Source organism: Fulvivirga sp. AWR4_260 (assembly GCF_056158185.1).
The window spans coordinates 3,389,100-3,410,423 of record NZ_JBSWSU010000015.1 but is presented as its reverse complement, the minus strand read 5'-3'; the positions used below and the strand labels follow the sequence as shown (position 1 = coordinate 3,410,423).

General features: G+C 35.9%; 18 protein-coding genes. 8 read left to right on the top strand and 10 right to left on the bottom strand.

All coding sequences use genetic code 11. The features are described from left to right. The first annotated feature begins 65 nt into the window (after positions 1-65). The 6 genes from ACXACQ_RS20645 to ACXACQ_RS20620 all read left to right on the top strand — a co-directional run bounded on the left by ACXACQ_RS20645 (position 66) and on the right by ACXACQ_RS20620 (position 8,501). Positions 66-1,646, top strand: coding sequence for a hypothetical protein (locus ACXACQ_RS20645; protein WP_474977892.1), 1,581 nt, complete (start codon positions 66-68; stop codon positions 1,644-1,646). 157 nt (positions 1,647-1,803) lie between these two features. Continuing rightward, entirely contained in the window at positions 1,804-2,688 is an 885-nt protein-coding gene (locus ACXACQ_RS20640; protein WP_474977891.1) for a hypothetical protein, read from the top strand. 114 nt (positions 2,689-2,802) lie between these two features. Further along, complete coding sequence (locus ACXACQ_RS20635) at positions 2,803-4,467, top strand: M12 family metallo-peptidase (RefSeq protein WP_474977890.1); 1,665 nt, start codon at positions 2,803-2,805, stop codon at positions 4,465-4,467. 1 nt (position 4,468) lies between these two features. Further along, on the top strand, positions 4,469-6,592 hold the full coding sequence (locus ACXACQ_RS20630; RefSeq protein ID WP_474977889.1) for a T9SS type A sorting domain-containing protein: 2,124 nt from the start codon (positions 4,469-4,471) through the stop codon (positions 6,590-6,592). Next, entirely contained in the window at positions 6,589-7,545 is a 957-nt protein-coding gene (locus ACXACQ_RS20625) for a hypothetical protein (RefSeq protein ID WP_474977888.1), read from the top strand. The genes ACXACQ_RS20630 and ACXACQ_RS20625 overlap by 4 nt, the downstream gene beginning before the upstream one ends. Next, positions 7,545-8,501, top strand: coding sequence for a hypothetical protein (locus ACXACQ_RS20620; protein WP_474977887.1), 957 nt, complete (start codon positions 7,545-7,547; stop codon positions 8,499-8,501). The genes ACXACQ_RS20625 and ACXACQ_RS20620 overlap by 1 nt, the downstream gene beginning before the upstream one ends. A gap of 253 nt (positions 8,502-8,754) precedes the next feature. Here ACXACQ_RS20620 and ACXACQ_RS20615 read toward each other — a convergent pair whose 3' ends face one another. Both ACXACQ_RS20615 and ACXACQ_RS20610 read right to left on the bottom strand, forming a co-directional pair. Next, positions 8,755-10,305 carry a family 43 glycosylhydrolase gene (locus tag ACXACQ_RS20615; protein ID WP_474977886.1) on the bottom strand — a complete coding sequence of 517 codons (1,551 nt, stop codon included), beginning with the start codon at positions 10,303-10,305 and terminating at the stop codon, positions 8,755-8,757. 165 nt (positions 10,306-10,470) lie between these two features. Continuing rightward, positions 10,471-11,469, bottom strand: a complete 999-nt coding sequence (locus ACXACQ_RS20610) for a substrate-binding domain-containing protein (RefSeq protein ID WP_474977885.1) — start codon at positions 11,467-11,469, stop codon at positions 10,471-10,473. Positions 11,470-11,641: 172 nt separating this feature from the next. Between ACXACQ_RS20610 and pyrR the strand changes: the two genes are divergently transcribed. Further along, positions 11,642-12,184, top strand: coding sequence for a bifunctional pyr operon transcriptional regulator/uracil phosphoribosyltransferase PyrR (gene pyrR / locus ACXACQ_RS20605; protein WP_474977884.1), 543 nt, complete (start codon positions 11,642-11,644; stop codon positions 12,182-12,184). A 2-nt stretch (positions 12,185-12,186) separates the two neighbouring features. Further along, positions 12,187-13,113 (top strand): aspartate carbamoyltransferase catalytic subunit, encoded by a 927-nt coding sequence (locus ACXACQ_RS20600; protein WP_474977883.1) that lies wholly within the window; start codon positions 12,187-12,189, stop codon positions 13,111-13,113. 41 nt (positions 13,114-13,154) lie between these two features. Here the strand turns inward: ACXACQ_RS20600 and ACXACQ_RS20595 are convergent, their stop codons facing one another. The 8 genes from ACXACQ_RS20595 to ACXACQ_RS20560 form a co-directional block, all read right to left on the bottom strand. After that, positions 13,155-13,895 (bottom strand): hypothetical protein, encoded by a 741-nt coding sequence (locus tag ACXACQ_RS20595; RefSeq protein WP_474977882.1) that lies wholly within the window; start codon positions 13,893-13,895, stop codon positions 13,155-13,157. 80 nt (positions 13,896-13,975) lie between these two features. Further along, a complete protein-coding gene (locus ACXACQ_RS20590) occupies positions 13,976-14,989 on the bottom strand; it encodes a porin family protein (RefSeq protein WP_474977881.1) in 1,014 nt (337 codons plus the stop codon). Continuing rightward, positions 14,973-15,785, bottom strand: a complete 813-nt coding sequence (locus ACXACQ_RS20585; RefSeq protein ID WP_474977880.1) for a hypothetical protein — start codon at positions 15,783-15,785, stop codon at positions 14,973-14,975. The genes ACXACQ_RS20590 and ACXACQ_RS20585 overlap by 17 nt, the downstream gene beginning before the upstream one ends. Positions 15,786-15,787: 2 nt before the next feature. Further along, positions 15,788-16,357, bottom strand: a complete 570-nt coding sequence (locus ACXACQ_RS20580) for an RNA polymerase sigma factor (RefSeq protein ID WP_474977879.1) — start codon at positions 16,355-16,357, stop codon at positions 15,788-15,790. A gap of 63 nt (positions 16,358-16,420) precedes the next feature. After that, the gene (locus ACXACQ_RS20575) at positions 16,421-17,323 is read right to left on the bottom strand and encodes a DMT family transporter (protein WP_474977878.1); all 903 of its coding nucleotides are present in this window, start codon (positions 17,321-17,323) and stop codon (positions 16,421-16,423) included. A 133-nt stretch (positions 17,324-17,456) separates the two neighbouring features. Beyond that, the gene (locus ACXACQ_RS20570; RefSeq protein ID WP_474977877.1) at positions 17,457-18,833 is read right to left on the bottom strand and encodes a S41 family peptidase; all 1,377 of its coding nucleotides are present in this window, start codon (positions 18,831-18,833) and stop codon (positions 17,457-17,459) included. Between the two features lie 144 nt (positions 18,834-18,977). After that, positions 18,978-20,738, bottom strand: coding sequence for a PspC domain-containing protein (locus tag ACXACQ_RS20565; protein WP_474977876.1), 1,761 nt, complete (start codon positions 20,736-20,738; stop codon positions 18,978-18,980). A 25-nt stretch (positions 20,739-20,763) separates the two neighbouring features. Next, positions 20,764-21,099 (bottom strand): PadR family transcriptional regulator, encoded by a 336-nt coding sequence (locus ACXACQ_RS20560; RefSeq protein WP_474977875.1) that lies wholly within the window; start codon positions 21,097-21,099, stop codon positions 20,764-20,766. Positions 21,100-21,324 lie beyond the last annotated feature (225 nt).

The window sequence follows — 21,324 nt, the reverse complement described above, 5'->3', positions numbered from 1 at the left end:
AGATAGGATATTGAATAAAGAAATAGTTACTTTCATTAACTCATGAATTAAACTTAACCTAGTCTATGTTTCCTTATCTACGATCTGCTGTATTTTTCATGTCATTTTTTTTCGTTTCATATTTGTCTCAGGCACAGTTAGAGCAAGATTTTGTATTTGAAAAGGAGGTGAAATACAGCGAAGGTTATTTTACAGTAATACCTGCCGGTGAGCTTGGAGCAGTTATTATTCACGATACCAATGAGTACAGAAGAAAGGAAGGTGAAGTGTGGACACTGAGCGTGTTAGATACTGTGCTATCGGTATGCTGGGAGAAGGAGATTTTTATAGATAGTAAGCTTACTTTTAAAGGATATGCCCTTAATAACGATAAGCTTTATGTGCTCTATAGAGAAGGAGAGGGCCTAAGGGAAGACTATAAGCTTATAGAAGCAAACCTCATAACATCTGATATACGTGCTTTTGATATTCATAATGAGTTGGAGTTAGATCTGACCCAGATGCATGTGATAGGGACAGGTCTTATTTTAGGAGGTTATGTGCGCAATAGTCCTTCCATGGTTATTTATCAGTTTGGAGAAGAGAAGGCCTCGGTATTGCCAGGGTATTTTGATGGTCGTAGCGATTTGCTCGATATTAGTGTTAATTCTAACGGTACTTTTAATGTGCTTGTGCAAGAGCGCCAGTTTGGTGAATACCTGTTGAAGTTTGCTACTTTTTCAGAATATGGGAAGGTTTTATTTGAGCGTACAGCCACGCTTGGTAACAAAATAAAAGCTACTGATGCCAGATGTACAGATTTTATTTCGGGCTATATGATGTTGGTTGGTACCTATAGTAACAGCGCCTCTTTAGAATCAGAAGGTGTTTTTTATGTTAAACTAATGCCGCCAGGGGAGGAGAATGTAGTTAAATTTCATAAGTACGCTGATATGGAGAACTATTTTAATTACATGGGAGAAAAGCGAGCTAATAAACTGATAGAAAAGGCAGAGCATAAAAAGGCAAAAGGAAAAAAGTATGCCTTTGATATTCCGGCTTATTTTAAGAACATAAAATACAATAGTAAAGGTGATTTAATTATAGGTCTGGAGGTGGTAGATCCTGACTATGAACCTAGAAGAAATGGCTTTTATAATAATTACCTCTATACCCATGACCCGGCAGTAATGAATAGTCCGCTTTATCAGCGGTATTCGCGTACGCCTTATACTTATCGCAATCTTGCTGATATTGATCACTATAAATATTTAGAATTGTTGGTTTTGAAGCTTTCGAAAGAAGGTGAACATTTGTCTGATTATGCATTGCCTTATAGAAGTGATGACGATATCCAACTATTTGAATTAGATGATGTAGGCGCCTTTGGAGAAGTGGGTGATGACATGGGCGTTTTTTATTACAAAGAGACCGAGCTTACATATAAGCTTTATAAACAAGATACCGTAGTGTCAGATACTGTAGCTGTTCGCTTGCCCAATGCGAGTGATGAAATTGTCCATGGCTATGATGATGTGGGTAGAAGTAGCTACTGGTTTGATAATAAATATCTTTTCTGGGGGTATCACCGTGTTAAAAATGATGACTTCAAATCCCCTGATGATAGGCGTTTGGTGTTGTTTATTAATAGGGTTTTTTCTGAATAATTTCTTTCTTTATTTATTTTACATACTTTTGCGGCTGAAATATAAATAAATAAATTTTTAATTAAAAATTTATTTGTAATGGGGGATGCTTTTATGGGAAAACATTTTTTTTATGGATTATAATAAATATAAATATTCACATAATAAACATTAAATAATGAAATTTAAGTTGCCTTCTATACTGTTAATCATCATATTACCATTTATTTCTCATGCTCAAAATTCCATATCCATTAATGAGGGATTTGGATACAATGTTTCAGCTGATAAATTCAATTATGATGGTGAAAATGTTGGGAATTACTCAATAGGCTGGTATGATGATTCATGGAATTCAACTGGTTCTACAGCTTATTTATCCGGCTTTGGTGGGGTGAAGTTTTTTACACAAAGCCAATTGAGATTGGTTATGACTCCAGAGGACGGCTTTTTAGGTGTAGGGACTGATTCCCCAGATGCTTTATTACATGTTAGGAAGGGGAGTACAGGTCATAGTTGGTCTCCAATATTAGGGACGGTAGGCATATTTGAAAGTAATGATGCAAGTAGAGCATTTCTTACTATTTTGGGTAAGTCAAATGGGCAGTCTGAACTTTGGTTTGCTGATGAAGATAATCAAGCATCTGGTAGAGTAAGGTATGATCATGTCAATGATCATTTGGTGCTTTATACTGCGCACAATTCTAATAATAATTTAATGATAGATAAAAATGGGCAGGTAGGTATTGGCACGTATCAGCCAGATGCAGCACTAACCGTAAACGGTAAAATTCACTCTAAAGAGGTTAAAGTGGATCTTAATATACCTGCTCCTGATTATGTGTTTGCGCCAGAATATGAACTTCCTTCATTATCATTTATAGAGCAATACATTAAAGAAAACCAGCATCTTCCTGAAGTACCCTCTGCTATAGAAATGGAAGAAGAAGGGGTGGAAGTAGGTGAAATGAATATGATACTCCTTAAAAAGGTAGAAGAGCTTACATTACATATTATTGAATTAGAAAAACGAATTAAGGAATTAGAAAGAAGCGATGATTAAAAAACTTAATTAACAGGTTTTCTACTTTTATTATTATACTGTAATGGAATAGAATCATATTCCCAAAATGTAGTCTTAGAAAGGGAATTAAACTATAGTTTTAGTCAGAACCCAATGTTTGATGATGTTGATTTAGACTTTAATCAAATGGGGGAGTATGTCATTGTGAGAACTAATACCAATTTGTCTCATGCTACAAGTTCTATCTCAATCGAAATGCCAAATGATGTAGTAATTTTTGTTGAAAGAAATGCTTATTATCTTTCAGGGGACAATGAATTCGAATGGGAGGGAGTAATAGCATCGGCTAATTATGCTGGAGGAAAAGTCTCTTTTATTAACACTAATGATGGGATTTCAGGTTTAGTAAATCTAAATAATTATTTGTTTTACAGAATTATGCCGCTTGGAGATGGTTATAGTGTAATTTATAAATCTAATCACTCAATGGTTAATGACTGTGATTCATATGATCTACCTCAGGAAAAACTGACTAATACGGGCGATTTAGATGGTAGAATAGGCAGTACATGTAACGGATTAAGTTTTTATCGGCTCGTAATAGCATATACACCTGGTTTTCGATCTCATTTCAATTCAGATGAAAAAGTTCATGATTATTTTGAACAAGTTGTTGATGCTATTAATGACACGTATATACAGAGTAATCTTCAAGTAAGAGCGAGGTTAGTGCTTACTTATAAAACCTCGGATAATGGCACGGGCGATAAGGATGAAGATTATAATCATTTTGTTAAAGACAATACTGCTGGATTTAATGATAGATTTGATGAAATATTTGAGATGGTGTTTGATCATAATTCTGATGTTGGACTTTTATTTGCCGAAGATAACTACGGTGGAAGGGCTCATAGGAATAGGAAGCTGGCAGTAGTAGGTGCGGGTACTAGTTCTCCTGGCTATGGAGGTAATATTGCTGCACATGAAATAGGGCATATGTTTGATCTTGAGCACAACAGGGAGGAGTTTGGCTGGTGGAAAAAGAAAGTAAACGGTTTAGAATGGGCTTTGGATGAAAAAAAAGCATATGGCTATCGAGGTACCAATAATAAGTCAATTATGTCGTATGGTAACCAAACAAGAATTCGTATTTACTCAGACCCCAATTTCACATTTCCTGATGGAGAAAGTGCTGGAGATAATTATGCAAAAGCAAGGGATTTTATTAATGGTCATATTAGTAATGTAATTACTCATGCAGATACTAAAATAATTGCACTAAATAATTATACTGTATCAGCTGATAGAAGAGTTCAACTCTTTGCTCGCAATGAAATCATTTCAAATACTTCAATATCATATCCTTTTAGCCGCTTATTGTTGCAAGCTCAAGAACAAATTACATTAAAACCTGATACTCATTATAGAAATGGGAGTGAGGTTAAGGTGAAGATTTTAAATTGTGCCGAAAGTTCCAGTGTTAATAGGATAAGTGGTTTTAATACAAAAGATGAAGAAATCCTTGTTCTGGCAGACCCTGCTATACATTCTATAATAAAAATGGAACCTAAAGAATTAGAAATTTACCCTAACCCTTTCGAATCTGAATTGAAATTCAAGTTAAGTTCTTCTAGCGATGAAATAATAAGATTGATGATTTATAATAGTTTAGGGCAAATAATGATGGGAAAAACATTTAAAGGAAGTCATGGTAGAATTGAATTAGATATAAAGTTGCCTGAATTAAAATCAGGAGTTTATTATTATAAAGTCATTAGTAAGGATAAGATATACTCTGGAAGTGTTTTAAAAGATTAAGATGAATAAAGTTTTTACAATTGAAACTATCATCAAATTGCTGATGATAGTAATTTGTTGGGCTGTTAATTTACATTGTAATGGTCAGATTAATGGCGTAGAGTTGTCCCCTATGGTATTGGGTAATAGGTTAGAAAACCCTTACTCTGTAGAAAATATGAGTTTAGCTTATGAGCATTTAGTTGCACGGGGAGATGATGTTCCTGAAATTCAAATTGAAGTGACACATAAGTATATAAAGTTTTATCCTAGGGATTCGTCTGATTATATTCATTTATGGGAAGATGAATCCTTGGAAATTTTCGATCACCCTCTTGATTATGAAATTGTCTCATTTGGAGACTATTATATTGACCCCAGCTTGGAACCTGGTCAGGTGACTTTTCAATATACTGTTATTCCTGAGGGGTATCATTTTTCAGAGGAAATTGATGCAATTCCTCATGAAGCTCTTGCGGAATTATATCTTACTGATAGCGATGATGGTTTGGATCAAAGCGGGCGGACTGCAGCTACAGATAATGATTTAGAACAATTTAATATGAATCTTGAGGATGAGGCCCTCTTGATTTCCGGAAATGGTAATGAAATTATTGATTCGCCAAATGCAAGAAGAAATAAATATAGGCCATCAGGTAAGATTTATATTGAGTCAACTGTCGGAACCATCAATTTATCAGGTAAATCTTATGAAGGAGTGCCAAGAGTAAAAGCTCGTGTTAGAAGGTGGTTTACTGTTAAAACAGCTTTTACTAATGCTAATGGTGAGTTTGAGGTTAATCATCGATTTAGAAGAGATGTTAATTTTGGAATAATTTATAGAAATGGTTTTGCTTCAATAAATCCAAGCCCCATTTCTGGTACTTACCTTATGTATGGAGGAGCATTTATGAATGGTCCTAAAGGAAAATCTTGGACTCATTATTCTAGTGAAGGGAATGAAAGTCATCTTTGGGGGACATTGATGCAAGCAGTTTATGATTATCACCATACATATGCTCCAATGTATAAAATTGGAGCGCCTTCAACTAATCTCAAAATAGCGGCACATTTACCTCAAGATTTAACATTCGGAATTTTTGATAATGACAGAGCATTTGCTCTAATGGCCTATCAGCAGCAATTATTAGGAATAGATGTGGATATACGCATAGGTTTATCAGATATATATATCAAGAAATTAGGATATAAAGATTTATATTTAACTGCAATACATGAATTAAGTCATGCCGCTCATTGGGAGAAATGTCGGAATTGGTCTTCAGTTGTAATTAATAAGTCTAATCGAATGGTCACAGAGGCATGGGCGGATGGTGTAGAGGAGGCTGCGGCTTTATATAAGTTTTCTCATTCATCATATTTTCAACCACAGATTGATTTAGAGCAAAGGATTGAATTAAAATACCCCCAGGTAATTGTTAGAGATTTAAAGGATGATACTAATGATGATAGTATAATTGATAATGTATCAGGAGTAACTCTTGAAAACATGTTCCTTTCATTAGAGAATCCGCTTATACATAACTCTTTAGAGGCATGGAGGGATAATCTAATAAGGTACTATCCTTTGAAAAAGGAGAGTATTAGAGAATATTTTTCTCAATGGCTAGAAGAAGATTATATTCCTTGTGCAGATGCTCCTTTAATACTTAGTCAAGATTTGACAGGCCAGGTGACTTATACAGTAGAACACACAAATTCTATTGTTTTTAAACCTGGTTTTCGTTTTAGGGCTCTGTCTAGTAATTATAGTTTTGAAGCAAAAGTATTTTGTTCAGTTAACTCTAGAGTAGCATTTAATAAAATGGAAAAACTGACACATATTGATGATGTGAAATTGTCGGACAATATTTCTGTCATTAAGTTAGTTGATGATGGGCTAATTAAAGAGTCGGTTGACCATCAAGTTTCAATGTTTCCAAATCCTGTGCTAGATATAGTCAATATCAATGGAGAAGGAGTATATGATGTTACTATATGGACGATGAGAGGTGAAAAAATTTATCATAAGTCAGACTTTAAAAATAAAGGGTGTATAGATTTAAGGTTTTTAGACTCTGGTTTATACATAATAAGACTTGTAAATAATAATATTACTAGATCTACTAAATTTATAAAAAAATGATTCATAAAAAGAGTTTAATTTTTCTTTTATTACTTTTTTCTATTTCTGTCAATGCGCAGTATTTATATGTGCCTGGTGGTATTAATTCTGGTGTTGGAGAAGTTACTAATGGTAGTGGAAATGTTGGTATTGGTGTGGCAAATCCGTTATATCGACTACATGTTGGAGGTGAGATTCGTGCTAATGAACGTATAGTTGCTGAGAAGGATGGCGCATATAGAGTGGCTTTAAATGCTGAGAATTCTGGATATATAGTAGGAAGAGATCAATTGAACGAAGTTAAATTTAAGATTAGTTCTCAGGGAAATTCGTATTTACTTGGAGGTAATGTAGGTATAGGTGTTTCTGATGCTCGAGCCAAGTTAGAAATCAAAGCCGTAGGGGACGGGGCTGAAATTTTGAGATTATCGTCCGAGCGTGCATGGGCATTTAAGCAATCGGGATCAAGCACTACTGCCAATTTGGCTTTACAGGATTTGGCAGGAGGTAAAAAGTTTATGATAAATGATTATAATGGAGACAATAGTTTTTACTTTGCGCCTTCCGATGGTAGCGCTTATTTCAAAGGAAATATTTTGGTAGGCAAAACTTACAGTGAACAAGAAAATCACTCTTATAAATTGGATGTTAATGGTAAAATAAGAGCCAATGAAATAGTTGTGAACACTAATGGAGCAGATTTTGTCTTTAATGAAAGCTATAAATTGATGAGTCTAGAGGAGGTTGAGCAGTTTATTTTAGCTAATCGTCACCTTTCCGAAATTCCTTCTGCAAGTGATATGCAAACAGCAGGTATGTCAGTGGGTGAGTTGAATGTTAAATTATTACAGAAGATTGAAGAGTTGACATTATATGTAATTGAACAGAATAAAGAAAATAAAAAACTAACTGAAGAGGTAGTTTTGTTAAATCAAAAGTATAACGAATTATTAAATAAACTAGAGAAAAAATAATGAAATCAATTTTAAGTTTTTTCATTCTTGCTTTACCAATACTTTGTAATGCGCAAAATATTTACCTGCCTAATGGAGCAGAAGGTATACAGTCGACTATCACAGAAAATAATAACGTTGGAGTAGGAACTTCATCTCCTAGAGTAGATTTCGAAGTTTCGGGTAGTGATATGATACTTTCTTATAGAGATTTACCTACTGGACTTCATATTAGAACAGATAATCATGGAGATTCGTTTATAAATAATATGGATGGGTTTGTTGAGAATGGATTAGAAGGAAATGGGAAGTTATTTGTAACAGGTATGGGGGGCATATATTTGCAGACCGCAAAGGACGGTGCAGCTTATGGTACCTCTGGGAAAACAAGAATGTACATCAATGATGAAAATGGATGGGTAGGTATTAATACTGAAAGCCCACAAGCTACTCTTGATGTACAAGGTATGATTGCATGGGGTTCAAGTGGATCAAAGTTGACAAATGATGCCGGGGCTGCTATAGAATTAAAAGGAAATGGAACACCTTACATAGATTTTTCTAATAGTAGTGAAGATGATTTTGATGCTCGTTTTGTTCTACAAAGTGATGATCTACTTTCATTAGCAGGAGCGAACTTAGTAATAGGCAAAAGCTCTCAAACTAATAGCAACTATAAGCTTGAGGTTTATGGACCTATGAGGGCTAATGAAATAGTTGTAAATACTACTGGTGCAGATTTTGTTTTCGAAGAGAGTTATAATCTACCATCATTGGACTATGTAGAAAAATACATTATAGAACATCATCATTTACCTGAAGTTCCTTCGGCTGAAGATATGCAAGAAAACGGTATGTCAGTAGGGCAGTTAAATACTACTTTATTACAAAAGGTGGAAGAATTAACATTATATATTCTTGAATTGAAAAAACAAAATGAAGAATTGTCTGATCGGTTAGATAAGCTAGAGCAATAAGTTTTATCTATAGAGATAAATTATAAAGTCAAAAGAGAAGGGAATGTGATTTCCTTCTCTTTTTTTGTTAAAATACATTAAATGGTTCGATAAAGAAGAAGCTGTATTATCCTACAGTCCTTATTTCGAATTTATTTACAGCTATGATGTAGCATTCACAAAAGTTGAAGCTTTAGACTAATTAGGATGTGCTAGGTAAGTGAATCATGCAAGGGTTTAATTGTGCCCCCTTGCATGATGTGAACTTTAGTGCTTAATATTTAATTTCGAAATTGTCAAAAGTGGCCTCGTTTTCAGAGCTCTTTTGCGCTTCTACAAACAGTCCAGCTCTTATTCCCCATGACCACCAAGCTAGCTGATTGCCAATGACTTCTTCTTTTTCATTAACGCTGTCTTTGATCTGTTGCCAGTCCTTCTCATTAGTTTTGAAATAGAATTTGGCTTGATGCCCATTTTTAACTTCAGCTTTTAAAGTAATGGTTTTACTAGTGTTGGTGTATAGCGTATTAAGTTTATATAGCTGATCTTCATCCATAGACCAGAGCATGATAGAATCATTTTTAACGCCTATTCCTATGCTTCTTTTTGGTGTTGAGTATATTGATAAACCTTTTAAGACAGGCTGAAGGTCTGAAATTTTTGTGGTAATAGTAAAGTTTGCTTTTTCTGGACTTACGCCTATAAAGCCAAAATGGCTATTAGTGCTATCAGCTGATAAATGTAGCTTTCCATTTTGTAGGTAGGCTTTTTTTGCGTGTACATCCATATTTCGTTGCCATTGATAATTCAGTTGTTTCTCTTGAAAGTCGTCCTTGAAATTAGAAGCTGGTAGAGCATTAGGGTCTTTGATACTGTCCGTGCTGAAATATGGCCACTCACTTTCTGTGTCCCACAAAAGTTGACTTAATAATACTGTTCTTCCTAAAAATGGGAAGCCTTGTTGTGGGTAGGCATGATAAAGATAGTACCAGTTGTTTTTGGTTTGTATGGCGGTGCCGTGTCCTGGGCATTTCCATGCTTGGTTGCTTTTTAGTATAGGGTTTTTGTCAAACTTTTGCCAAGGCCCCATCATGGTTTTAGCTCTTGCAACGCCCACTTGATAGTCGCAGGATTGTCCACAGCAGGCATTACCAGAGTAAATAAGGTAAAGGTATTCACCATTTTTTATAATGCATTGTCCTTCTGTTCCTCCGCGCTCCCATAAATTATTATCTGCAGTTATCACCTCAAAAGCTTCTCCATTTAAACTAAGGCCATTTGCTGATAATGGAGCTCCCAGTATTTGAATAGGTTTGCCTTTATTGAGGCCGTAAGCTTTCCAAGTGATGTATTTTGTGTCATTTTCCTTGTAAACGAAAGCATCAATGGCTTCATTTCCCCATTCTATTATAACCCCATGATCTTCAAAACCATTACTAATATCTGCCGTTGAGGCTACTCCTATACAAGAGGTGCCATCTGTTCTTCTGGCGGTGTAATAGCAAAAGAATGTGCCATTTTCATAATACAGCTCCGGTGCCCAATAGCTGTTAATGGTCCAGCTTGGAGGTGTGGAAAATATGTGGTTGACGAAGGTCCAATGTTCTAAATCATTGGATTGATATATAGGATAGATCGGTCCCCAGTCGTTAGATGAGCCTGTGGCGTAATAAATACCATTTACTTCTATAATTGAAGGGTCTGGAAGCTCTCCGGGTATCACCTGTTTCTGATGGATCACCTGCTGGTGCTGCTGAGTAGGAGTGCTACACTGTGTAATGGTCAATAATAGACCAATGAAATATAAGCTTATTTTAAGTTTCATGAGCGTTTTTTGTAAACTGTTAATATATGAATAATAAGCTTAATTAGTTGTTTAAATCGATTTAGTTTTATGATATGAATAAGTGGAAGCTTTTAGGTAGGAGTGGTGGTAGGAATAATAGAGTAGCAGATGATGGCGCCCCGTTTTTGAGGGGCGCAAAAAAAATTATCTTTTAGTGTCTACTAATTCAGACATTGAAATATGGCCATCTTTAATTACAGTGGTTTTATAATTAGTCTTGTCTACCACTATAGGTTCTAATAAAATGGCGTCTACGGTAAAATCATCAGTAGTAAAAGAAGAATAGTTTTTGACTTTTTCATTTTTAGCTAGAGTAATAGCTACTTCTGCAGCAGTGTGGGCTAGTTTTTCTATGGGTTTGTAAATGGTCATGTCCTGCTGTCCTTTAATGATATATTTTATGGCATCAATTTCTGCATCTTGGCCGCACAGTGTAATGTCTTTTACTAGGTCGAGAGGCAATGCATTTAGAGCTCCTCTTGCTAATGCATCATTGGCAGCTATAATTACATCTGGCTTTACGCTAATACTTGTCAGTAATTCATCGGTTTTCATTAATGATTCTAACTCACTCCAATGTTCCAATATAACATCACCTATTACCTGAATATCTCCCGCATAGATATGCGGTTTTAGTACTTCCATTTGTCCTTTTCTGAAGAGCTTGGCGTTGTTGTCATATTCAGGGCCGTTAATTAATAAATAATTGCCTTTGGGTTGTTGTTTTAACGAATACTCAGCTTGTAGTTTACCTACCATAATATTGTCATAAGATACATAAAAGCTTACGTCCTTGCTGAGGATCATTCTGTCATAGGATAAAACAGGAATGTTAAATTTTTTCGCATATTCAACAATAGCGGCAGCTTGTTTAGCATCTGAAGGTACTACAATCAAAGCATCTACTTTTTGATCTATCAGTTCTTTACCTAGCCTGATTTGCTCCTGAGGGTCTCCGAAAGGTACTTTTGTGATGCTTTCACCTCCTAGTTCTTTAATTTTTTTCTCTAGCAGTTGCTGGTCTAGGTACCACCGGTCTACCACATAGCTGTCCATTAATATGCCTATAGTTTGTGCCTGGCTTATGGTGCAGCTCATCAAGGCTAGCGCCATAGTGCAGATTTTTATGTAAAAATGTTTCATGAAGAGATATTTTAATATTGAGCGTTTATTTAAAATACTAAATAAAGTGCAATTAATGAAGGTGTTGGGGCAGGGAAAAGGCAATATTTATCATAACAATCTAAAAATATTTTATCTAACAGGAGTTTTAAGATCATATAAACTTTTGTCTATATTTGCACAACTTTAAGCTATGCAAAGAAAACTCATACTCGATACCCACCTACTTAATATCACAGTCGATAGGCTTTGCCAGCAACTTATTGAAAATCATGGAAATTTTGCGGAAACTGCCATTTTAGGAATGCAACCCAGAGGGATCCACTTTGCTGATATGATTCATCAAAAGTTAGAAAATGACCTAGGTGTTAAAATAGATATGGGATATCTTGATACTACTTTCTTTAGAGATGACTTCAGAAGGAGAGAAACTCCGGTGAAGGCCAACGCTACTAAGGTGCCATTTATCATAGAAAATAAAAATGTTGTACTTATTGACGATGTGCTGTATACCGGTAGGTCAGTAAGAGCTGCTTTAGATGCTATGATAGCTTTTGGAAGACCTAAGAAAGTAGAGTTATTAGTATTGGTGAATAGAAAGCATACCAGAGATTTACCTATTGAGCCAGATTATATTGGTAAGAATGTAAATACTTTGGATTACCAGCGCGTGTTGGTAGAGCTTGAAGGCGGTAAGCATAATAAAATCTGGTTAATTAATAAGGAAGAAAAATAACAATGTCACAATTAAGTCAAAAACACCTTCTTGGCATAAAAAACATTACTACAGAAGACATTGAACTTATTTTTGAAACAGCAAAATCCTTTAAGGAAGTAATTAACCGCCCTATAAAAAAGGTTCCGTCTCTACGAGACATTACCATTGCCAACGTATTTTTTGAAAATTCAACCAGAACACGACTTTCGTTTGAGTTGGCTGAAAAGCGCCTTTCTGCTGATGTGGTGAACTTTTCATCGTCTACTAGTTCGGTGAAAAAAGGTGAAACACTGTTGGATACAGTAAATAATATATTGGCTATGAAAGTGGATATGGTGGTGATGCGCCATAGCAGTCCGGGAGCTCCTCATTTTTTAGCCAAGCACATAGATGCTAATATTGTAAATGCTGGTGATGGTACGCATGAGCATCCTACTCAAGCGCTTTTAGATTCATTTTCTATATACGAAAAATTTGGTACGCTTCAGGGAGTTAAAGTGGCTATTATAGGTGATATACTTCATTCTCGCGTAGCTATTTCAAATATTTTTGCACTAAAGAAAATGGGGGCAGAGGTGATGGTTTGTGGGCCTAATACACTTCTGCCTAAGCATATTGCTTCGCTAGGGGTGAAGGTAGAATTGGATGTGATGAAGGCACTCAATTGGTGTGATGTGGCTAACGTATTGCGAATACAATTGGAAAGACAGCAAATTAAATATTTCCCATCTTTAAGGGAGTATTCTTTATACTATGGTGTAAATAAAAGAATGCTGGATAAGCTGGATAAGGAAATTACTATTATGCACCCTGGGCCGATCAATAGAGGCGTGGAGTTAACTAGTGATGTGGCGGATTCTGAGCATGCTATTATACTCGACCAGGTAGAAAATGGTGTGGCGGTAAGAATGGCCGTGCTTTATTTACTAGCAGGGGTAAATGGGTAAATAACCAGCCACTCATTGCTGAGTGACTGGAGTTTCGGAAATTAGAGAACGACACCGAAACTAAAAGCATTTAATTCAGGGCCTTTATTAGTGGCGAATAAGTTATTTAGGTCATAGTTGGCGAAGAAGTCAACGTTTTTGTATCCAAATTGAAATCTTACTCCATACCTGAAATCATTGAGGTAATAACCTTCATGATCTCTCATTTTTTCATCATCTCTATTACTGGCTACTGTTTTAGTGTAGCTATCTATTCTATATCCTGCATACATTCCAGCTCCTATTCTAAACCCTTGCTCGGGATTGCAAACGGACCAATGTGAATCGTTGCTGTCATCTTTTTTCCCAAACTGCATCATAGGTACTAGGCTTGCATTTACGTAAGCGGCTGTAAGCTTACTTTTTGAACTATTCATGTCAGAAGCTTCTGTGAAAATGACTCCATTGTCTCCTTCAGTTAGTCTCGTGTCGGCATTTTCAAACTTGAAATTATACCAGCTTACATCTGCTCCCCATAATAAATGCAGTTTGCCTGCTACCTCAGTGTTGTGTATTGATTTTAATGCAATATACCAGCTGCCCCATGGCTTTACTGTATATAATTCATTGTCTGAGCTGGGAGATGAGCCGTTTTCTAAATAATTATTCATTCCAAGATCAATGTTAAAATGATGATGCGTTTTGATCTTTTTATCTTTTTTAGCATCATCGTCACTATTTTCTTGTGCGAAAATGATATTAGCAGCTGATAGAAATGCAAGAGTGATAATTAGCTTTTTCATTGTTTTTCATTTTAGATGAGACATAGTTTTCCTGTATCACTGTTAAAAGTGATTGAAATTTATTTTGAGTTGTATTTTATTTATATGATTATGCCGAAGCTGAAAGTATTAAGGTTAGGGCCTCTGCCATCATTAAAAGTAGGGTTAAGGTCGTAGTTAAAGAATAAGTCGGTGCCTTTGTAGCCTACTTGCAGGCGAACTCCGTACCTGAAGTTGTTGAGATGGAAGTTATCGTGGTTTCTTTTTTTCTCTCTTCCTTCATCTCTAAACACTATTTTGCTGTAGCTGTCGAGCCTGTAGCCTGCGTATGGCCCTAGCCCTATTCTAAAGCTCTTGGTGTTGTTGTTAATGCCAAGGAAGGATTTCTTTTTGCCATCGTCCTTATTGAAATATATAATAGGTATAGCTGAGAAATTTAAGTAAACCACCGTTAGTTTACTTTTTATGAAATCAGCATCTGGATACTGTGTGTCTTCTTCAAAAATAGTGGTATTGTCGTTGTTGATTATTCTGGTATTATCGTCTTGAAATTTAAAGTTATACCAGCTTATGTTTGGTCCCCACTCAAGATACAGAGGGCCTTTTATTTGGGTGCGGTTAATAGAAGCAATAGCAATATACCATGAGCCGAAAGGTCTTACGCCATAAGGCTCACCGCTACCATCAGGGAAGCCATTATCTCCCAGCCAATTATTCATGCCTAAGTCTAAGTTAAATTGATGTTTCTTTTCCTTTTTTTCGTGAGAGATTTTAATCTCTGCAGACATGGATGTGGTATCGGTTTTATGGGCTGTGTCTTTGCTGGTAGCTACTACTATAGTAGTGTCAGATACTGCTTGTTCTGTGTTTGATGTTTTAACTAAGCTTGAATCAGCCTCTAGTTTTAAGCTCAATTTTTGAAGTATGGCATTTAAATCATATTTCTTTATGGTTTCCAAGTCTTCTTGGTTTTTAATTAAGAATATAATTTTGCTTTTACCTACGTTAATAATTACCGAATCAGTGGGGCTAGTTTCCTGTGCGTGTGCATGACTCATGAGCAGGCACAAGAACACTAATCCTAAAACTGATATATATTTATTTTGAGTTTTCATTTTTCTTATTGTTTAGTGCAAACAAGTCATTTTTTGCCTTTCGGATCTCTGCTAGTGGCCCTTCGCTTTCTTTCATCTCTTTGGCAAACTTCACTACCTTTTTAAGGGTTGAATTGCTACTTTCTTGCTCATTTGCTGTTTTAGATGAAGTTTCATTGCTAGCTACTTGCTTTTTGTCAGAGGCAAAGTCTTCTATATTAAAGGTTAGGGTGGTGCCGTTGCTTTCCTTTATTTGGTTATTAGATGCAATATTGTCTTTAGTGGTTGCATCGTTTGTTAATTTTTCTTTTTCCTCAAGTTGAGTGCTTTTTGATTTGTCAACACTTTTGGTCTCTGCAATGGCATGTATTTGTTTTGTTACTGCTGGTTGAGTGTGTTGTTTTTCCTTTTTCTTTTCTGTGTCAATGTTTTTTTTAGGTTGGGATGCAGCTCCTTCATTGGCTTGGGTGACCGTTTGCTCTTGAGTAATTTCTTCTTTAATACTTTTTTGTTCTGTAGTTACTTCGTTAGGCAGTGTGCTTGTAGAAGGTTTTTTGTTGTCATTGTCATGAGATGAGAGCGTGTCTAGCAGGGCTACATGATTGTTTTTGTCTTCAGGACCACTGTAGTATATAATTACTGATGCTACAGAAAAAAGTAGCAAAAGCGCTGCAGCTATTTTATAGATAGAAAAATAAGCTGGCTTACTTTTTTCGTTTAAAGCGGTTTCAATTTTACTCCATGAGTCATTAGAAGGTTGACTGGTGCTGTCAGTCAATTTATTTTTAAATAACTCGTCAATCGGATGCTTTTTCATAGTTATTTAATGTTTTCGTAAATACTTTTTTCTTGAGAGAGTAGTTGCTTTTGTAGTAAAGCCCTTGCTCTGCTCAGTTGAGATTTAGAGGTGCTTTCGCTTATTCCTAATGAGTCAGCTATTTCTTTATGCGAATACCCCTCAATGGCATACATATTGAAAACTGTTCTGTAGCCTACTGGGAGCTGCTGTATTATGTTCATCAAGTCATCGGCTTCTAGGTGTTGTTCATTGCTATGAGTATGATCATGGTGGTGTACTTCATCAATATCAACCTCTAACCACAATTGTTTGTTAGCTCTTAAATAAGTGAGTGCTTCATTTACTACTATTCGCCTGATCCACCCTTCAAAACTTCCCTCTTCTTTAAACTGATCAATTTTACTGAATACTTTTACAAATGCACTGATCATAACATCTTCTGCCTGATCAGCAGAATAGATGTACCGTTTGCAGATAGACAGCATTTTAGACGCATATCTTTCATATACTTCCTTTTGCGCTCGGCTATTTTGCTTACGACACTTCTTGATGAGTGTATTGTCAGTATTATCGTAAAACTTTAGTTTCATATTCGTTCTCAATCAGAAGATGCAGCTATGAAACCAATAGTTGCATGGGGTGTCATAAAAATGTCACCTTTTTTTAAAGGTGGGTATTTTTATAGACTTATTGGCTATCATAAGGCCTGTTAAGATTACGACTGCGCCTATAATTGTTTCAGAGGCAATACTTTCATTTAAGAATGTTATTCCTAAAATAATGCCATAAATAGGTATTAAATAGGTGACATAGCTAAGGTAAGATGCACTTGCTGTTTCTATTATTTTAAAATAAAATACATATGCTAAAGCGGTGCCGAAAAGTGCTAATATTACTACGCTTCCCATAGCATTAAATGAAATGGTATTGAAGTTGGGTATGCCGCCCCAAATTAAGCCTATTGGTATCATATAGAATGAGGCTGTTAGTAGCTGGGCTGCTGGTGCATGCAGGGGAGGGATATTCTTTAGGTGCATTCTTGCGTATACCATGCCTATGCCATAGCTGGCTGCTGCAGTTATTACGGCTATTACACCTAATGTGGAGGCTTCCATGGCACCATTAAAATGTGGGGAGATGAGTATGATGAGTCCTCCAAACCCAAGGATGGTGCCTATAAATTTATTTCTTGTCATCTTATCATCCGCTATTAAAAAATTGGCGAGTACCAAAGTGAAAAGTGGTGTGAGGCCATTTAAGATGGAGGCTAATGCTGAGTCAATGTATTTTTCACCCCAAGAGATGAGCATAAAAGGGAAGGCCATGGAAAAGAAGCCGCAGATGGTTACGTGTTTCCAAAATGTAAAATTTCGTGTAAAAGGTTTGCCCGATATTTTGAGTATAATATTGATGGCTATGGCCGCAATTAAAACTCTGAACATGGCTAAGTGTATCGGGTCCATGTCATGGACTGCTATTTTGATAAATAGGAAGGAGGGGCCCCAGAGTGAGGCTAATATTAGAAGATATACAAGGCTGTTAGTTTTTTTATTCATTGGAGTATAGGTGGAGCCACAATGATATATGGTTTAATGATTATATTCTCATGTTTTTTTATGAATTAGATAAATTATAAGCTGTGCGGTTATAAAAAACAAAAGGCTGGATCATTACCAGCCTTTTGTTTTTTTAATGAGTTATGATCATTCTATTGCTACGAGCTTTTTTATCAATAGAACTGTATATGGGCTCTAGCTGATGTGTGCTTACTCTGCTTGAGGATCTTCCATTGGTATTAGTGCCGTTGATTAAATCTAGTGCTCTGGCTAATAATACCTCGTTGGTGTCGCCTAGTGGTAGGAGTATGTCATCAAATTCTTCGATGAAGTTATCTCCTGCGGGAGTGAAACCATTGGCATAGTCAGAGAAACCTTTGCTATTTCTAATTTCTGCAATAATAGGAAGCATACCGTAGCCGCTTTCTTCATCTTCAAATAGTGATGAGGCTACGTTTTTTCCTACAGTAGTTTCTCCTATAATAGTAACATTCATATATGGGTCTAGGCCATTGATAATGAGTTCGCTGGCTGAGGCTGTGCGGCTACCAACTAACACGTACAGGTTGCTGTTTAGCTGGCTGCCTATGTTGGTGTTTGTGGCTATGAAGGTGTGATCGAAGAAGTTTGAGCCATATTCACTTGCAAAATTCTGCTGTAAAGTGTTGTTGTACCTATCGCTGTAAAATATTTTGTCATTGCTGACATTAGTGCCGATAAGGCTGCCCAGGTTGGTGGCTGAGTTAACAGATCCTCCACTATTATAGCGCAGGTCAAGCACTAAATCTTGGATGTTTTCTGTTTTGAATTTAGAAATAATGGATGTCATTTCTGTGTCATATGTAGAGTCGCTTCCTGGTGAAAAGAAGTTGTATACATAGTAGCCAATTTTTCTGTTGTTGATGGTGTACACTGTATCAAGATAGTTGGGGTTCTCAGCATACTGAACAGGTTGGATTTCTACCGCAGCTTGAGCCTTATATTTATCGGTGGTGCTATTGTATCTTGAGTATGATAATGAGTGGTTAGACCCTAGGCTTGAGATGACAGCTTGGTAGTTGTCTAAATTCATTTGAGTGTCATTAATTGCGGTTATAATATCTCCGCGCATTAGACCGGCATCGTCTGCAGGTGATTCGGGCTTGGTGTATAGAATCATCATGACTACACCATTATCGCCTGATCGTGCTAATAAGTATTCGAAGCCGGGTTCGGTAGAAACTCCGTTTAAGCTATTAACTAGTTCTTGGTAATCTTCATACAGCACAGAAAAACGATCGCCTGAATATCTCAATTCTTCAAAATATTCAAGTGGGGGTAAGTTCTCATTAACTGCAGAAGCGTCAGGAAGCTGGTCTGTCCATAGGTATGCAAAGTCCAGTACAGAGTATATCCAATTGTTTACTTCTTTGTATTGGCTATTTCCTCCATCATCATCTTTTGAGCATGATACAATAAGGAAGATGGCTAAAGTTGCTGTTAAAATAAATTTGCCAAATTTTAAATTCATATAGTTTAAATAGTAATGTCTTGTTGAAATTGCTTTCTATGTGGTTAGTTAACTCAAAAAACCACTGTAATTTACTATTTTAAATGCAGAAATGATATTTCCGATATATGATTTTGTTACTGTGCTTTTATCTGAAATTTTATTTTACTCCTCTATATCGTCTTCCTCTAAGTCATCAGGGCAGGTAAGGCATTCCAATTCGTCATTACTGTTAAAGATCCATGTTGACTCAGGATATATTTCATTAATAGGATATTCAAGTATTTGAAATAAGCTATGGTGGATTCGGAAGGGTTGATTACGAGGGATATTCAGTTTTAGGTCAATCCTTTGTTTGTGAAAAGTGCTTTCTGGTTTGTAAATAAGATTGCTATCGAATATTAGCGAACTGTCATTGTGGTCTGTATGGTAAGAAACATCATCAATATTTCTTAATGCACTTTTTCTGTCGTGTCCTCTTGCTTTCAATGTTTGTTGTAACTTGAAACTTTTGCCATTGTAGCCATTTAGGCTTAAAGTGGTATTGTGGTAAAGTCTTGGTTCTACAAAGTTGAGTTTCAGTAGGGGGTAGTTTGTCTTGAAAGTGTAGTTGATGGCGCTTTTTCTGATATTGGCCTCTTTAAACTCCCAAGCTATAGCAGGCAGGTTAAATGACAGAATTAAAGCGCTTACCATAAATACGGTAAACAATGTCCAGCCGGTAGATGTGCTGAAAATAATTCTTTTAGCAACTGCCGAAGCGCCAAGCATTATTAAGAATACGAGCGGAATTATAAAAAGTAAGCCTACGCAAATGAGTGTAAATTCTGGAATGCTGTTGAAAATTTGCTGTGCGGGGTAGCCTAGCTCATAATGTGGAATATTTAGAAATGGAAGCCATACGGTATTAAATTCTAGCATTTGCCATGTCATGCCAATGATTACAATTATGCTGAGCAGGAAAATAGCACCAATTATCATCATTATAAACCCACTAATTATTCTACTGCAGTCAATAAAGAAAATTATTAACGGCTTTAATATATCTGCAAATGATTTAATAATTAAGCCTAGTAGCTTGAAGGGGTATAATAATATTCTGGAGAGAGTGCTTTTTTGCTCTTCTGTTAGTTTAGATTTTTTTTTTAAACTAGACTTGATGTTGTCCAAGGTAACAGGGTTGCCTTCCATTTGAACTTTATCTGTGATGCTTTTTGCTTCAGGTAAAATGGCCCATAAAATGAGGTAAATGAAGGCTCCTACTAAATATGCTACTGATATTACTACGAAAGCAATTCTGATGATTACAGGTTCTATGCCTAGGTATTTGGCAATTCCTGATGAAACACCGCCTGCAATTTTATCTTCCGGATCTCTAAATACCTTTTTTATGTGATTGTTTTCAGGTATTAGATAAGTGCCGGGGATAAATGCCCACATTAAGGCATAGGCAAGCAGGCCAATACCTACTGTGGCTAGTGTAAGTGTTACAAAAAGCAACCTAGCAAAGGTGGCATCAATGTTAAAATAATAACCAAGTCCCGCACAAACACCGCCTACAATTTTTCGTTTTTCGTCTCTATAAAGTTTAGAAGATTCTCCGGTGGTGTGGGTGTTTTTGTACTGCTTTTTTCTGTTGTAATTAGGGTCTGTATCGTCTTCCATAGCCTGAAAGTCTTCTACCTTACCCATGGTGTTAATTAAGAAATCAACATCTTCTTGTATTAATACTTGTTTGGATTCACTTACTTTAGAAGAAAATATTTCTGCTATTCTGCTCTCAATATCAGCGATGATTTCTTCGCTTCCATCATATTGAGAAAAGTAATTGGAGATATCTTCCATATATTTTCTCAACTGTTCAAAAGCTACTTCTTCAATGTGGAATATGATTCCTCCAATATTGATAGTAATATTTTTGTTCATAGCAATACCTTAATTAAGCCAATTATTAATTGTTGTTTTTAGATTTTATGAGATTGGTAGACTCTACCAGGCTTTGCCAGGTTTCATCTAAGCTTTTTAAAAAGCTACGACCTTCTTCTGTTATTGTATAATATTTCCTTGGTGGTCCGGATAGGGACTCTATCCATTTATATTCCACTAGGTCTGCCTTTCGCAGGCGGGTCAATAATGGGTATAGTGTTCCTTCTACTACCATTATTTTTGCGGAGGTCAGTTCTTCTAACATGTCAGATGCATATACCTCTCCTCTGGCAATAATATTTAATATACAATATTCAAGGATGCCTTTTCTCATCTGCACTTGAGTGTTTTCTAACTTCATAGCACCAATAAATAAATATAATCACAAAATAGAGTAACTCCATTAATGTGCAATGGAGTTACTCACCTTTATTTGAGTTTTTGACAATGCAATTATACTACATGGTACTTTGTAATGCAAGGTACTGTATGTAATTATTTTCGAAGAATAGATTCAAAGTGAAATATTTGGCCTAATAAGTTTATTTACTGCAATTTTTAATGTAAGTTAAATTTTAAAATAGGG